At 66.8% G+C, this 13,806-nt stretch carries 12 protein-coding genes; 7 read left to right on the forward strand and 5 right to left on the reverse strand.

Annotated elements, in window-relative coordinates; translation table 11 throughout:
- Nucleotides 1-98: 98 nt before the first annotated feature.
- Complete coding sequence (locus tag QO207_RS18935) at nt 99-1,292, reverse strand: GGDEF domain-containing protein (RefSeq protein WP_301533857.1); 1,194 nt, start codon at nt 1,290-1,292, stop codon at nt 99-101.
- A gap of 213 nt (nt 1,293-1,505) precedes the next feature.
- Between QO207_RS18935 and QO207_RS18940 the strand changes: the two genes are divergently transcribed.
- The 3 genes from QO207_RS18940 to QO207_RS18950 all read left to right on the forward strand — a co-directional run bounded on the left by QO207_RS18940 (nt 1,506) and on the right by QO207_RS18950 (nt 4,750).
- Nucleotides 1,506-2,126: an FMN-binding negative transcriptional regulator gene (locus QO207_RS18940; RefSeq protein WP_301533858.1), complete on the forward strand. Its 621-nt coding sequence runs from the start codon at nt 1,506-1,508 to the stop codon at nt 2,124-2,126.
- A 111-nt stretch (nt 2,127-2,237) separates the two neighbouring features.
- Nucleotides 2,238-3,422: a DUF1624 domain-containing protein gene (locus tag QO207_RS18945; RefSeq protein WP_301533859.1), complete on the forward strand. Its 1,185-nt coding sequence runs from the start codon at nt 2,238-2,240 to the stop codon at nt 3,420-3,422.
- The gene (locus tag QO207_RS18950; RefSeq protein WP_301533860.1) at nt 3,419-4,750 is read left to right on the forward strand and encodes an OprD family porin; all 1,332 of its coding nucleotides are present in this window, start codon (nt 3,419-3,421) and stop codon (nt 4,748-4,750) included. Before QO207_RS18945 ends, QO207_RS18950 begins: the two co-directional genes overlap by 4 nt.
- On the opposite strand, the gene QO207_RS18955 is transcribed toward QO207_RS18950, so the two are convergent.
- Nucleotides 4,751-5,152 (reverse strand): hypothetical protein, encoded by a 402-nt coding sequence (locus QO207_RS18955; protein ID WP_301533861.1) that lies wholly within the window; start codon nt 5,150-5,152, stop codon nt 4,751-4,753.
- 130 nt (nt 5,153-5,282) lie between these two features.
- On the reverse strand, nt 5,283-7,286 hold the full coding sequence (locus QO207_RS18960; RefSeq protein ID WP_301533862.1) for a U32 family peptidase: 2,004 nt from the start codon (nt 7,284-7,286) through the stop codon (nt 5,283-5,285).
- A 506-nt stretch (nt 7,287-7,792) separates the two neighbouring features.
- Between QO207_RS18960 and QO207_RS18965 the strand changes: the two genes are divergently transcribed.
- From QO207_RS18965 to QO207_RS18975, 3 genes are all read left to right on the forward strand, one after another.
- The gene (locus tag QO207_RS18965) at nt 7,793-8,809 is read left to right on the forward strand and encodes an alpha/beta hydrolase (protein ID WP_301533863.1); all 1,017 of its coding nucleotides are present in this window, start codon (nt 7,793-7,795) and stop codon (nt 8,807-8,809) included.
- Between the two features lie 72 nt (nt 8,810-8,881).
- Entirely contained in the window at nt 8,882-9,448 is a 567-nt protein-coding gene (locus tag QO207_RS18970; RefSeq protein WP_301533864.1) for an antibiotic biosynthesis monooxygenase, read from the forward strand.
- Between the two features lie 19 nt (nt 9,449-9,467).
- Nucleotides 9,468-11,306: an amidohydrolase gene (locus QO207_RS18975; protein WP_301533865.1), complete on the forward strand. Its 1,839-nt coding sequence runs from the start codon at nt 9,468-9,470 to the stop codon at nt 11,304-11,306.
- A gap of 158 nt (nt 11,307-11,464) precedes the next feature.
- Here the strand turns inward: QO207_RS18975 and QO207_RS18980 are convergent, their stop codons facing one another.
- Both QO207_RS18980 and QO207_RS18985 read right to left on the reverse strand, forming a co-directional pair.
- Entirely contained in the window at nt 11,465-12,385 is a 921-nt protein-coding gene (locus QO207_RS18980) for a LysR family transcriptional regulator (protein WP_301533866.1), read from the reverse strand.
- Between the two features lie 19 nt (nt 12,386-12,404).
- Nucleotides 12,405-12,932 carry a cysteine hydrolase family protein gene (locus QO207_RS18985; RefSeq protein ID WP_301533867.1) on the reverse strand — a complete coding sequence of 176 codons (528 nt, stop codon included), beginning with the start codon at nt 12,930-12,932 and terminating at the stop codon, nt 12,405-12,407.
- Nucleotides 12,933-13,102: 170 nt separating this feature from the next.
- Between QO207_RS18985 and pqqF the strand changes: the two genes are divergently transcribed.
- Nucleotides 13,103-13,806 (forward strand): pyrroloquinoline quinone biosynthesis protein PqqF (pqqF, locus tag QO207_RS18990; RefSeq protein WP_301533868.1); only part of this gene is annotated, 704 nt, incomplete at its 3' end.

Raw genomic sequence — 13,806 nt, forward strand, 5'->3', positions numbered from 1 at the left:
GGTGGGTCGTTCCCTGTGGCTCTGGCTGCGCGCCCGAGCATCGCCCGGCGGCAGAGCAGGGAGACGCCGGCCGCGTGCGCCGGGTTACGTGTCGTTCGTCAGACGCCTTCCTGGCCGCCGAGTTGCACACGGTTGCGCCCGGCCTGCTTGGCGCTGTACAGGCGCTGGTCGCAGCGGGCGAGCAGCTCGCGGGGCTCGCCCAGCGCGCTTTCGTTGGCCATCGCCGCGCCCAGGCTGATGGTCAGGTGGCGCAGGCGGTCGGGCCGGTAGCAGTGTTCGATGCCCAGGCTGGCCACCTGTTCGCGCAGGCGTTCGGCCACACAGCGCAGGTCTTCGGCATTGCCCGCTTCGAGCAGGATGGCGAATTCCTCGCCGCCATAACGATAGACGTTGGCGCCGCCGCCGCGCAGGGTGCTCACCAGGCTTTCGGCCACCTGGCACAGGCAGCGGTCGCCGGCCTGGTGGCCGTAGTGGTCGTTGTAGGGCTTGAAGTAGTCGATGTCGGCCATCAGCAGGGCGAAGGGCCGGCCGTGGGCGCGCATGCCGTGCCAGCACTCGTTGAGCTGCAGGTCCAGCGCGCGGCGGTTGCCGACACCGGTGAGGCCGTCGGTGGCGGCCAGTTCCTGCAGGCGCAGGTTGAGCGAGGCCAGTTCGCTGCGCTGGCGGCGTTCTTCGACGTCGGCGAGGAAGGCCTGGCGTACGCCCTTGATGTTGGTCCAGCTGATGAACAGGCTGAACAGGGCGATCGGCAGGTAGACCAGGGTGAAGATCAGCAGCGGCTTGGCGGCGCCGTCGTGGATCAGCCAGACGTTGTACAGAATGATCGCCGAGATGATCGCCGAGACCACAGCGATGCCCTTGAACGAGTAGCGCACGCCGAGGTTGCCCAGCAGGATGAACACCACCGAGGCATAGAGGAAGAACGGCACGTCGGGCGAGGCGCTGCGCTTGAGCAGCTCGAACCAGGCGATGGTGGAGATGATGTCGTGCACCGGCATCAGCATGTCCATCACCAGCACGCTGCGGCTGAAGCGGAACACCAGGAAGATGTTGATCAGGCCGAGCAGGCTCAGGCCGGTACGCAGGAACAGCGATTCGCGGGCCATGTCCGGGATCAGCAGCGCATCGGCGAGCACGTAGGAGTCGTAGGCCGCCATGGCGATGAAGTTGATCGCCAGCAGGAAGCGCCGGTAATGCTGGATCACGTAAGCCTTGTAGGCGTCGTGCTGGCGCGGCGCGATCCTCCCTCGATGCTGCTGGGGAGTGGGGCGGGGGAACTCGGGTGCGGTCATCGAGAGTGGGAGCCTGTGTCTGCCATCCGGGGCGAATGCTGGCCAAGGGCTAGAGTAGGGTGGCGGCCCCATCGCCGTCCAGCGGGGCGATGCATAGGGTGTACCAATTCGTCGCGCCTGGAAGATTGGCTCTGTCAGTCGCGACACCAATGGATCTTTATAAGGTGCCAATGCGGCGGCATGATGACCGCACTTCCTGACTTCGAGGCTCCCATGTACGTACCCGCACACTTCGAGGAAACCCGTCCGGACGAGCTGCACCGGCTGATCCGCGAGTATCCCCTGGGCATCCTGGTCACCGGCCACGACGGCCTGCTGGACGCCAACCACCTGCCGTTCGAGCTGGAACTGTCCGGCGACAAGCCGCTGCTGCGCGCCCACGTCGCGCGCAACAACCCGGTGTGGCAGGAGGCCGATGGCGAGGAGGTGCTGGTGATCTTCCGTGGCGAACACGCCTATGTGTCGCCCAACTGGTACCCGAGCAAGCACGAGGCGCACCGCCAGGTGCCGACCTGGAACTACCAGGTGGTGCACGTCCGTGGTCGCCTGCAGGTGATGGACGAGGAGCGCTTCGTGCGCGGCGTGGTCGGCCGCCTGACCCGCACCCATGAAGCCGGCGAGGCAAAGCCCTGGAAGATGAGCGATTCCACGCCGGAGTTCATCAGCGGCATGCTGGCGAACATCGTTGGCATCGAGGTGGAGATCGGCGAGATCATCGGCAAATCCAAGCTCAGCCAGAACAAGGAGGAGCGCGACCGCCTGGGCGCCGCCGAGCGCCTGGAGCAGTTGGGTAGCGAGGAACTTTCTGCGGCGATGAAGGGCGCCGTGGAGTAAGTCGGTGGACGGCGAGGCCCGGCGCAGACGTGTCCGGATGTTTCGAAAGGTTGGCGAATCGATTGTTTGGAATGTAATAATATTACAATTAACTCGCAATCGATCCCCTCCATGACTTCCGCAATCACTCCGCCCGTTCCCCTGGCCGCCCCTGTCAAGGTCGCGACCCGCCTCCATTCCATCGATGCCCTGCGCGGGCTGGTGATCCTCTTTATGCTGCTGGACCACGTCCGCGAGACGTTCTACCTGCACATGCAGGTGAGCGACCCGATGGACGTGACCCAGACCGACCCGGCGCTGTTCATCAGCCGCACCCTGGCGCACCTGTGTGCGCCGGTGTTCGTCTTCCTCACTGGGCTTTCCGCCTTCCTCTATGGCGAGAAGCACGAGGGCCGCGCGGCGGTCTCGGCCTTCCTGTTCAAGCGCGGGCTGTTCCTGGTGCTGCTGGAAATCACCCTGGTGAACTTCGCCTGGACCTTCCAGTTCCCGCCGACGGTGATCTACCTGCAGGTGATCTGGGCCATCGGCCTGAGCATGCTGGCGCTTTCCGCGCTGGTCTGGCTGCCGCGCGCCGCGCTGGTGGTACTGGGCGTGGCGCTGGTGGCCGGGCACAACCTGCTCGATGGCGTGCACTTCGCCGTCGGCCACTGGGCTCATGTGCCCTGGGCGGTGCTGCATGATCGCGGCTGGATCGAGGTGAGTGATGCGCTGCGCCTGCGCACGTCCTATCCGTTGCTGCCGTGGATCGGCGTGATCGCCCTGGGCTACGCCGTCGGCCCCTGGTTCGGCCGCGCGGCCGATGCCGCCCGGCGCACCCGCAACCTGCTGCTGGCGGCGGCCATCGCGCTGGGTGGCTTCATCGTCCTGCGTTTGAACAACGGCTATGGCGAGAAGCCCTGGGGCGACGGTGACAGCAGCGTGCAGCTTGCGATGAGCTTCTTCAACATCACCAAGTACCCGCCGTCGCTCCTGTTCCTGGCGCTGACCCTGGGCCTCGGCCTGCTCCTGCTGGTGTTCTTCGAGCGCCGCGGGCAGGGCGCCCTGACACGCTGGCTGGCGGTGTTCGGCGCGGCGCCGATGTTCTTCTACCTGCTGCACCTGTATGTGCTGAAGCTGCTGTACCTGGCCGCCGTGGCAATCTGGGGGCTGAACCACGGGCAGTATTTCGGCTTCGATTCGGTGTGGGCAGTCTGGGCTGGCGCGCTGCTGCTGATCGTTGCGCTGTACCCGCCGGTGCACTGGTTCGCCCGGCTCAAGGCCCGCCGTCGCGATATCGCCTGGCTGAAGTACCTGTGAGGCTGCGCAGTTCTGCCGTGCTGCTGGCGCTGTCCGCGCCGGCGTTCGGCGCGGCGCAGGAAGAGTCCGGCGGCCTCATCGAGGACAGCCGCTGGAGCCTGCTCAATCGTACGGTGTTCGACCAGCGTGAGTACCGCCACGGTGACCGCAACAGCGCTGCGCGCAATGCCTACAAGCCACGCAGCGAACGCAACGGCTATGCGCAGGAGTGGGCCTACGGGTTGATGGGCAGCCTGCAGTCCGGCTTCACCCAGGGCAGCGTCGGCCTGGGGCTGGATGCGCACCTGTACCAGGGCGTGCTGCTGGACAGCGGCGGTGGGCGTGCCGGCAAGGCGCGCCTGGTCGGCCTGGACAACGACGGTCACCCGAAGGACAGCTTCGCCCGGGGTGGCGCGGCGCTGAAGGCGCGGGTTTCCTCGACCACGCTGTGGTGGGGCGAGCAGCGGGTGAAGACGCCGGTGTTCAGCTCCTCCGACAGCCGCCTGCTGCCGGAAACGGCCACCGGTTTCTTCCTCTCCAGCGAGGAGTTCCCCGGGTTGCGGCTGGTGGGCGGGCACTTCACCGAAAGCACCGACCGCAACGCCTCCAGCCATGATCGCGGCTTCGTAGTGAACTACTCCAACGGCCGCCAGGGCGACGCCTTCGACCTCGCGGGGTTCACCTACGCGCCGGCCAAGGCGGCGAGCCTGAGCCTGTTCACCTCGCGCTATGAAGACAGCTGGCGCCAGGACTACCTCGGCGGCACCTTCAACCAACCGCTGGGCGCGGGGCAGGACCTGTCGCTGAACCTCAACCTTTACCGCACCCGCGACACCGGGCAGGCGCTCTCCGGGCGCATCGACAACACCACCTGGAGCCTGCTCGGTGGATACGGCTTCGGCGCACACCGGCTGAGCGTCGGTTACCAGCAGGTCGATGGCGATACGCCGTTCGACTATGTGACGCGCGGGGCAATCTTCCTCACCAATGCGGTGCAGCTGTCGGACTTCAATGCGCCCAATGAGCGCTCCTGGCAGTTGCGCTACGACCTGGACCTGGCGGCCTTCGGCGCGCCGGGGTTGTCGATTGCGGCTGCTTATGTGCGCGGCACCGACATCGATGGCAGCCATGTCGACCGGCGCGGCGGCTACGCGTACCTGGGCTACGGCGAGGGCGGCAAGCACTGGGAACGCGACCTGATGCTGCAATACCGCGTGYCGGACGGCCCGGCCAAGGGCCTGCGGCTGGTGCTGATGCACAACAGCCACYGCGCCAACGCCGCGCAGGCGGAGCTCAATACCGATCAGCTGCGAGTCGCCGTGGAGTACCCGCTGGACGGCGGCTTCTGATCAGAGCCCGCCGAGCAGGTCGTGGGCGTCGAGCAGGCGCCAGGCGATCTCCGGGTTCTTCTCCAGGCCCCGGCGGATCGCCGTGGGAATGGCCTGGCGGGTCTTGCGGCAGAGGCCGGGCTGCTCGGCGAAGTCGAACTCGATGCCGCGCATGGTGCGCACCTCGTTGAAGCCGGGGGCGATGTGCAGGCGGATGCCGAGTTGCTCGTAGAGCTTGTGCTGCATGCGCTGCAGGTCCGCCAGGTCCTTGAGATTCTCCAGGCGCTCGAGCAGGCGCTGCTCCTCGTGCCGGGTCAGCAGCAGGATGCGCAGGTCGGCATTGGCGGTTTGCAGCAGGCGTTCCCGGTCGCAGTTGCAGGCGCCGGGCGGGCATTGCTGGCGGAGCGGGGGAGTGGCGGTCATGTCCCGATCATAGCGGGGGATCGGCGCTTGTTGTAGGAGCGAGCTTGCTCGCGAACGTATTTCCCGGCGGCTCAGGTGCCGGTGCGGTTCGCGAGCAAGCTCGCTCCTACAAGGGAGGTGACCGCCGGGCTTAATGCGCCGGCTTGCGAATGGTCTTGAGCAGGTCTTCCGGGCTGATCTGCCCGACGATGTTGCTCACGCCTTCGCTGCCCGGCTGCGGCAGGCCGAGGATGTGGCCCTTGATCTTGCCGATCACGTGCATCTCGCACGGCTTGCAGTCGAACTTCAGGGTCAGCACTTCGTCGCCGTGGATCAGCTGCATCGGCTGCACCTTGGTGCGCACGCCGGTGACGCCCTTGGCCTGTTTCGGGCACAGGTTGAAGGAGAAACGCAGGCAGTGCTTGGTGATCATCACCGGCACTTCGCCGGTTTCCTCGTGGGCCTCGTAGGCCGCGTCGATCAGCTGTACGCCGTGGCGGTGGTAGAACTCGCGGGCCTTCTCGTTGTAGACGTTGTAGAGGAACGACAGGTGCGATTCCGGGTACACCGGCGGCGGGCTGGTCTCGGCCTTGCGGCCACCGCGCGGGTGGGCCTGTACGCGGGCTTCGGTCAGCGCTTCGATGGCCTCGCGGCGCAGCGACTTGAGCTGGGAGTTGGGGATGAAGAACGCCTGCGGGGCGTCCAGCTCGATCTTGTCGGCGTGGTACTGGGTGGTGCCCAACTGGCCGAGCAGGTCGTGCAACTGGTCCAGCGCCTGCTCCGGCTTGTTGGCGGCGCCGAACGGACCGTCCAGGGCGACGCTGACTCTGACGCCTTCTTCGCTGGTGGCGGTCAGTTCCAGGCGCTCTTCACGCAGCTTGGCCACCCACGACAGGCCGATGCGACGCTCGGCGGAGGTCTTCTGCAGCGCCTGCTGCCAGTTGTGGTCGAGGTTGCGCGACAGCGGGTGGTTCGGGCGCAGGCGGTAGAGGCCCTCGGGCATCTCGTTGGGCTCGACGCGGTAGCGGTAGCGCTTCTCGCCATCTTCATCGAACTCACCTTTCGGCTCGGCGATGTTGGCACGGAAACCGACCACTTCGCGCTTCACCAGCACGTTGAGGCCGTCGCCGTTGGACAGCGGGTCCTTGGTCACCACCAGCATGTCGCGCTTGCCGACCTTTTCCACGGTGCCCACCGGCAGGCCGGTGAAGGTCGGCGAGTCGAAGGCGCCGATGTCGATCTTGCGGTCGCTGACGAAGTAGTCGGTGCTGCCGCGGTGGAAGGTCTTGTCCGGGTCCGGCACGAAGAAGTGGTCGGTGCGGCCGCTGGAGGCGCGGGCCAGGTCCGGGCGCTCGGCGAGGATGCCGTCCAGGCGCTGGCGGTAATAGGCGGTGATGTTCTTCACATAGCCCATGTCCTTGTAGCGCCCTTCGATCTTGAAGGAGCGTACGCCGGCGTCCACCAGGGCGCTCAGGTTGGCGCTCTGGTTGTTGTCCTTCATCGACAGCAGGTGCTTCTCGAAGGCCACCACGCGGCCCTGGTCATCCTTCAGGGTGTAGGGCAGGCGGCAGGCCTGGGAGCAGTCGCCGCGGTTGGCGCTGCGGCCGGTCTGGGCGTGGGAGATGTTGCACTGGCCGGAGAAGGCCACGCACAGCGCGCCGTGGATGAAGAACTCGATGGCGGCATCGGTCTCGTCGGCGATGGCGCGGATTTCCGCAAGGTTCAGCTCGCGGGCCAGCACCAGCTGGGAGAAGCCGGCCTGATCGAGGAACTTCGCCCGGTCCAGGGTGCGGATGTCGGTCTGGGTGCTGGCGTGCAGCTCGATCGGCGGGATGTCCAGCTCCATGATGCCCAGGTCCTGCACGATCAGCGCATCGACGCCGGCGTCGTAGAGCTGGTGGATCAGCGCGCGCGCCGGCTCCAGCTCGTTGTCGTGGAGGATGGTGTTGATCGTGGTGAACACCCGCGCGTGGTAGCGGTGGGCGAACTCCACCAGCTGGGCGATATCGCTCACCTCGTTGCAGGCATTGTGCCGCGCGCCGAAGCTCGGGCCGCCGATGTAGACGGCGTCGGCGCCATGCAGGATGGCCTCGCGGGCGATATGCACATCGCGGGCAGGGCTGAGCAGTTCCAGATGGTGTTTGGGCAAGGACATGATTTCTTCTTTATCAGGCGTGCTTATCAGGTATGGAGCAGGCAATCGAGCATTGTACCGGCCAAACGCCGCGCCGGCATCCGTGGCGTGCCGGGCGGTGTAGCCCCTGGTCGCCCGCAGGAGACGGCCATGCTCGCGAACCGCGGATAACGGCCGTGCCAAACCCCTTATCAGTGGCTGACGTAGTGGTCGAGATCCGTGAGGGTCGGATGCCAATCGCGGACGGAGTCCGCTCCTACGTTCAGGGAAACACCGGCGCCAGTGCCGCGCGTAGGAGCGGACTCCGTCCGCGATGCTCTTGCGCTCGGGCTGTCGCGGCATGCTCCTGCAGCCCAGCACGCTACCGAGTGACTCCCCTGCCTCCGGCAATTCTGCAACGCCCCTGAAGAGGCCCTTGCAGAACTGCAAAGTGACCCTGCAACCCTGTCTATTCCGCGCCTTGCAGGCATGGATCAAGATTCGTCCGTCCTCTGGAAATACCTCCCCCACTTTCAAGGAACCGAATCATGAACGCCAAGCAATCCCTGCTCGCCGCCTCCCTCGCCCTGGCCATCGGCAACGTCTTCGCCGCCGGCAACCCCACCGTCGAACACAACACCCAGGCCTTCCTCGAAGCCCTGGAAGCCGGCAAGGGCCAGCCGCTGGAAACCCTCTCGCCGAAAGACGCCCGCGCCGTACTGACCGGCGCCCAGGCTTCGGTGAAGGTCGACCTGTCCGGCACCCAGGTCAGCGAGAAGACCGTGCAGACCGAGGTCGGCCCGGTGAAGCTGACCATCGTCCGCCCGGCCGGCGTGAAGGGCAATCTGCCGGTGTTCATGTTCTTCCACGGCGGCGGCTGGGTGCTGGGTGACTACCCGACCCATGCTCGCCTGATCCACGACCTGGTGGTGAACTCCGGCGCGGTGGCGGTCTACGTCGACTACACCCCGTCCCCCGAGGCGCATTACCCGGTAGCGATCAACCAGGCCTACGCCGCCACCCGGTGGGTCGCCGAGCACGGCAAGGACATCAACGTCGACGGCCAGCGCCTGGCCGTGGCCGGCAACAGCGTCGGCGGCAACATGGCGGCGGTGGTCGCGCTGATGGCCAAGGACAAGGGCACGCCCAAGCTGCGCTTCCAGGCCCTGCTGTGGCCGGTGACCGACGCCAGCTTCGAGACCGGCTCGTACAACCAGTTCGCCCAGGGGCACTTCCTCACCAAGCCGATGATGCAGTGGTTCTGGGACAGCTACACCACCGACCCGAAACAGCGCGCCGAGATCTACGCATCGCCGCTGCGCGCCACCACCGACCAGCTCAAGGGCCTGCCGCCGACGCTGATCCAGACCGCAGAGTCCGACGTGCTGCGTGACGAGGGCGAAGCCTACGCTCGCAAGCTCGACGCCGCCGGTGTGGCTGTCACTTCCGTGCGCTACAACGGGATGATCCACGACTACGGCCTGCTCAACGTGGTGAGCAAGGTGCCGGCGGTCCAGGCCGCCATGCGCCAGGCCGGCGAGGAACTGAAGGTCCACCTGCAGTAAGCCGCTTTTCCGACCAGCCGCTTCCCTCCCTCGCCGCCGGGCGGGGGAGGCCACTTCTCTGGAGGGACCCCAATGAGCCACGTAACCGCCCAGCCCACGCAGCAAGAATCCGTCACCCTGATCATCCGCCACCGCGCGCGCCCCGACAGCGTCGCTGCCTATGAAGCCATCCTGCGCGAACTGACCCGCGCCGCCAGCGAATTCCCCGGCCACCTGGGCGTGGACGTGATGCGCCAGGGCGATCAGTTCACCTCGGTGCTGCGTTTCGCCAGCGCCAACGAACTGCAAATCTGGCTCGACTCGCCGCAGCGCCGTGAGCTGATCGAACGCGCCGACCCGCACCTGATCGACGGTGAACAGAAGGAGCTGCACACCGCCCACGAATTCTGGTTCACCACCCCGGACAGCCCGCAGAAGCAGGCCCCGCGCTGGAAACAGGCGGCCATCTCCTACCTGGTGATCCTGCCGCTGGTGATGCTGGTGCCGCAGCTCTGGCGCCCGCTGTTTGCCCAGGTCCCGCTGCTGGGCAGCTTCGTCCCGGCCAACATGCTCATCGTCGCGACCATCGTCCTGCTGGTGGTCTACGTTTTCATGCCACGGGCCACGCGCCTGTTCTCCGCCTGGCTCAATGCCCGCTGATCGAAAGAGGAACCTCGCCATGTACGCCGACCTGATCCTGACCAACGGCCGCTTCCACACCGTCGACCGCGAGAAACCCGAGGCCACCGCCGTGGCCATCGCCGACGGCAAGTTCATCGCCGTGGGCACTGAAGCCGAGGCGATGGCCTTGCGTGCCGGCGCCACCCGCGTCATCGATCTCAAGGGGCGCACCGCGATCCCCGGCCTCAACGACTCGCACCTGCACCTGATCCGTGGCGGGCTGAACTACAACCTCGAACTGCGCTGGGAAGGCGTGCCGTCCCTGGCCGATGCCCTGCGCCTGCTCAAGGAGCAGGCCCTGCGCACGCCGTCGCCACAATGGGTGCGCGTGGTCGGCGGCTGGAACGAATTCCAGTTCGCCGAGAAGCGCATGCCGACCCTCGAAGAGCTGAACCAGGCGGCGCCGGATACGCCGGTGTTCGTCCTGCACCTGTACGACCGTGCGCTGCTCAACCGCGCCGCACTACGCGTCGTCGGCTACACGAAAGACACCCCGAACCCGCCCGGCGGCGAGATCGTCCGCGACAGCAAGGGCGAGCCCACCGGCATGCTGGTGGCGCGGCCCAACGCGATGATCCTTTACGCGACCCTGGCCAAAGGGCCGAAGCTGCCCTTCGACTATCAGGTCAACTCCACCCGCCAGTTCATGCGCGAGCTGAACCGCCTGGGCGTCACCAGCGCCATCGACGCCGGCGGCGGCTTCCAGAACTACCCGGATGACTACCAGGTGATCGAACAGCTGGAGAAAGACAACCAGCTCACCGTGCGCATCGCCTACAACCTGTTCACCCAGAAGCCCAAGGAAGAGCTGGCCGACTTCAAGAACTGGACCAGCAGCGTCCAGTACGGCCAGGGCAGCGACTTCCTGCGGCACAACGGCGCTGGCGAGATGCTGGTGTTCTCCGCCGCCGACTTCGAGGACTTCCTCGAACCGCGCCCGGACCTGCCCGGCAGCATGGAAGCCGAACTGGAGCCGGTGGTGCGCCACCTGGTCGAGCAGCGCTGGCCGTTCCGCCTGCACGCCACCTACGACGAATCCATCTCGCGGATGCTTGATGTGTTCGAGAAGGTCAACCGGGACATTCCGTTCAACGGCCTGCACTGGTTCTTCGACCATTGCGAAACCATCTCGCCGAAGAACATCGAGCGGGTGAGGGCGCTGGGCGGCGGTATCGCCATCCAGGACCGCATGGCCTTCCAGGGCGAATACTTCGTCGATCGCTACGGCAAGCAGGCCGCCGAGGCCACGCCGCCGATCAAGCGCATGCTGGCCGAAGGCGTTCCCGTCGGCGCTGGCACTGATGCCACCCGCGTGTCCAGCTACAACCCCTGGACCTCGCTGTACTGGATGGTTAGCGGCAGGACCGTCGGCGGCCTGGAGCTGTACCCGGAAGGGCTGTCGCGCAGCACCGCGCTGGAGCTCTACACCCACGGCAGCGCGTGGTTCTCCAACGAGCAGGGCAGGAAGGGCATGATCAAGGTCGGGCAGATGGCCGACCTGGCGGTACTCTCGGCGGACTACTTCAACGTGCCGGAGGAAGAGATCAAGGCCATCGAGTCGGTACTGACGGTGGTGGACGGCCGCGTGGTGTTCGGCAGTGGCGACTTCGAGCGCCAGGCGCCGACGGCCATCCCGGTACTGCCGGACTGGTCGCCGGTGGCCAAGGTCCCCGGCCACTGGCGCCCGCAGGCTCCGCTGCAGAATGCCGTGCACCAGTGCGTCGGTTCCTGCGGTGTGCATGGCCACAGCCACGAGCGCGCGCGCCAGTCGAGCGTGCCGGTGAGTGACTTCCAGGGCTTCTGGGGCGCGTTCGGCTGCTCCTGCTTCGCCTTCTGATGGCGTAACGGTCAGGCCCGCGAGGGCCGGACGGAGTCCGCTCCTACGTACCGGAGTCAATCCCGCGCGTAGGAGCGGACTCCGTCCGCGATGATTTCGCCCCTGCAGCGGACTGACCGGTTCGCGAGCAAGCTCGCTCCTACAGCCTCGGGTCAGCCTCAACCGCGGCTGACTTCCACCTCACCCAGCGCCCGCCCATCCAGCAGCTCCCCGCTGAACTGCGTAGCGTCCTGATCGAACACTTCCCGCAGCCAGTCGCTCACCGCCTGGAAGCGGCCGATGCGCCCGGCGTCGCGGTGCGCGAGCAGCCAGATTTCCCGCGCCACCACGGTGCCGGAAAGCCGCACCAGCCCTTCGCGCTCTCCGAGGAAACACGGCAGCAGCGCCATCCCCAGGCCGCTCTCGCAGGCGTGGATCAGCGTGGTCACGCTGCTGGCGCGCAGGGCGAAGCCGGCGCCCGGAGCGAAGCACCGCAGCCAGCACATCTCCGGCGTGTCATCCAGGTCCTCGCCGTAACCCAGCCACGGCTGCTGCGGCCATTGCTCGACCGGCAGCTGGGCAAACGGCGTGGCCGCGTACACGGCGAATCCGATGTCGGCGACCTTGCGCATCACCAGCGCGGCGTCCTCCGCCGGGCGCGCCAGGCGCAGGGCGAAGTCGGCCTCGCGGCGAGTAAAGGACAGCGAACGGTTTGCCGGAATCAGTTGCAGCTGCAGGTTCGGATAGGTGCGCGCCAGCTTGGGCATGTGCTGCACCAGCCAGTGGCTGAAGAGGAAATCCACCGCGGTGATGCGCACCGAACCATTGATCGCGCTGGCCTCATTGCGCGTCTCCAGCAGCATGCTCTGCACGTCGCCGAGGATGCGTTCGGCATAGGTCAGGAAAGCCGTGCCGGCATCGGTGGCCTTGTAGCCGGTGTTGTCGCGGATGAACAGGCGCGTCTGCAGGGCGCTCTCGGCCGCTACCAGACGCCGGCTCATGGTCGAGGGATCGACGCCCAGTGCGCGGCCGGCGGCGCTCATGCTGCCGTGGCGGGCGAGGGCGAGGAGGATCGGGATGTCGTTCCAGTCGAAGTTCATGGCGATTTCCTGCGCGATATCAGAAGCGCACGTCGGCGGCCGGAACAACTTTGGCGCGCTGGCCGAAGCTGCTGATGCTGCCCAGCACGGCGTTATGGTGCGCGGTGATCTGCGCGGCGCTGAGCACGGCGTTGTCCACGGTGGAGTGGGCATCGCCCACCAGGGTCACCGCGTAGCCCTGGGCCAGGGCGCGGCGGGTGGTGGTGTCGACGCAGTAGTCGCTTTGCAGGCCGCAGATCACCAGGTGCTCGATGCCGCGCGCCTGCAGCAGTTCGGCGAGGTCCGTGCTCAGGAAGGAGTCCGGGGTGGTCTTGCGTACCTTCAGGTCGCCGCTGGCGGTGAGCAGGCGTGTTTCCAGCTGCCAGCCGGCGCTGCCATACTGCAGGTCGTCGTCCTCGTGCTGCACCAGTACCACCGGCACACTGGCCTCGCGCGCTGCGTGGCTCAGGGTGTTGATGCGCTGCAGCACGTTATCGATGTCGAAGCAGGCGTAGTCGCCGGTACACAGGTCGGACTGGACGTCGATGATCAGCAGGGCGGTGCTCATGGCCAGCGTGCTCCTTGGCAGAGAGTGGCGAGGGGAGAGGGGAGCTGCGAATGGTAGCCGGCTCGTCACGACTGGCCAATGCCGAAGGCCGTCCTTGCCTGCTGCCAAAGCCGTATATCCCTGCGCCGTGGCTTCGGCGAAGGTGACGCGATGAGACGGACCGGATGCCGATGAAGACCTTTGCTGCCAACAGCCTGACCCTCGCCAACGGCCTGCGCGCCACCCTCGTCCATGCCCCTGGCGCCAGCCGCGCGGCGGCGCTGTTGCGGATCAACCGTGGCAGCCATGACGAGCCGCCGGAATATCCGGGGCTGGCGCATTTCATCGAACACCTGCTGTTCCTCTGCGGCGAACGCTTCACCGAGGCCGAACGCCTGATGCCTTGGGTGCAGGCGCATGGCGGGCGGGTCAACGCCAGCACCCGCGCGCGACACACCGACTACTTCTTCGAGGTGCCGGCCGAGGCGCTGGGTGACGGCCTGGCGCGGCTGGTGGACATGCTGGCGAGACCGCGTCTGGACGAATCCACGCAACTGGCCGAGCGCGAGGTGCTGGAGGCGGAATTCCTCGCCCGTGGCCGTGACCCGGACACCCTGATCGATGCCGCCCTGGCGCTGGCCGTGGCGCCGGGGCATGGCCTGGCGCGCTTCGTTGCCGGCCGGCGCGACAGCCTGGCGGTGGAGAGCGCCGAATTCCAGCAGGCTTTGCGCGACTTCATCCACGCCTGCCAGCTCGGCGGTGCCCTGGAACTCTGGCTGCAAGGGCCGCAGTCGATGGAAGAGCTGGCGGCGCTGGCCGAGCGCGAAGCTGGGGTATTTCCGGCGGGTGTGCCGGCTGCCAGCACACCTGACGAATCTCTGCTGCCGTTGACGGG

Origin of the sequence: Pseudomonas sp. CAN1 (assembly GCF_030462585.1) — a bacterium.
In the GTDB taxonomy this organism is placed as follows: domain Bacteria; phylum Pseudomonadota; class Gammaproteobacteria; order Pseudomonadales; family Pseudomonadaceae; genus Pseudomonas.

What these genes read in the sequence shown, in the direction of transcription:
- QO207_RS18935 (WP_301533857.1), bottom strand. Translation starts at nt 1,292, where the DNA reads ATGACCGCACCCGAGTTCCCCCGCCCCACTCCCCAGCAGCATCGAGGG.
- QO207_RS18940 (WP_301533858.1), top strand. Translation starts at nt 1,506, where the DNA reads ATGTACGTACCCGCACACTTCGAGGAAACCCGTCCGGACGAGCTGCAC.
- QO207_RS18945 (WP_301533859.1), top strand. Translation starts at nt 2,238, where the DNA reads ATGACTTCCGCAATCACTCCGCCCGTTCCCCTGGCCGCCCCTGTCAAG.
- QO207_RS18955 (WP_301533861.1), bottom strand. Translation starts at nt 5,152, where the DNA reads ATGACCGCCACTCCCCCGCTCCGCCAGCAATGCCCGCCCGGCGCCTGC.
- QO207_RS18960 (WP_301533862.1), bottom strand. Translation starts at nt 7,286, where the DNA reads ATGTCCTTGCCCAAACACCATCTGGAACTGCTCAGCCCTGCCCGCGAT.
- QO207_RS18965 (WP_301533863.1), top strand. Translation starts at nt 7,793, where the DNA reads ATGAACGCCAAGCAATCCCTGCTCGCCGCCTCCCTCGCCCTGGCCATC.
- QO207_RS18970 (WP_301533864.1), top strand. Translation starts at nt 8,882, where the DNA reads ATGAGCCACGTAACCGCCCAGCCCACGCAGCAAGAATCCGTCACCCTG.
- QO207_RS18975 (WP_301533865.1), top strand. Translation starts at nt 9,468, where the DNA reads ATGTACGCCGACCTGATCCTGACCAACGGCCGCTTCCACACCGTCGAC.
- QO207_RS18980 (WP_301533866.1), bottom strand. Translation starts at nt 12,385, where the DNA reads ATGAACTTCGACTGGAACGACATCCCGATCCTCCTCGCCCTCGCCCGC.
- QO207_RS18985 (WP_301533867.1), bottom strand. Translation starts at nt 12,932, where the DNA reads ATGAGCACCGCCCTGCTGATCATCGACGTCCAGTCCGACCTGTGTACC.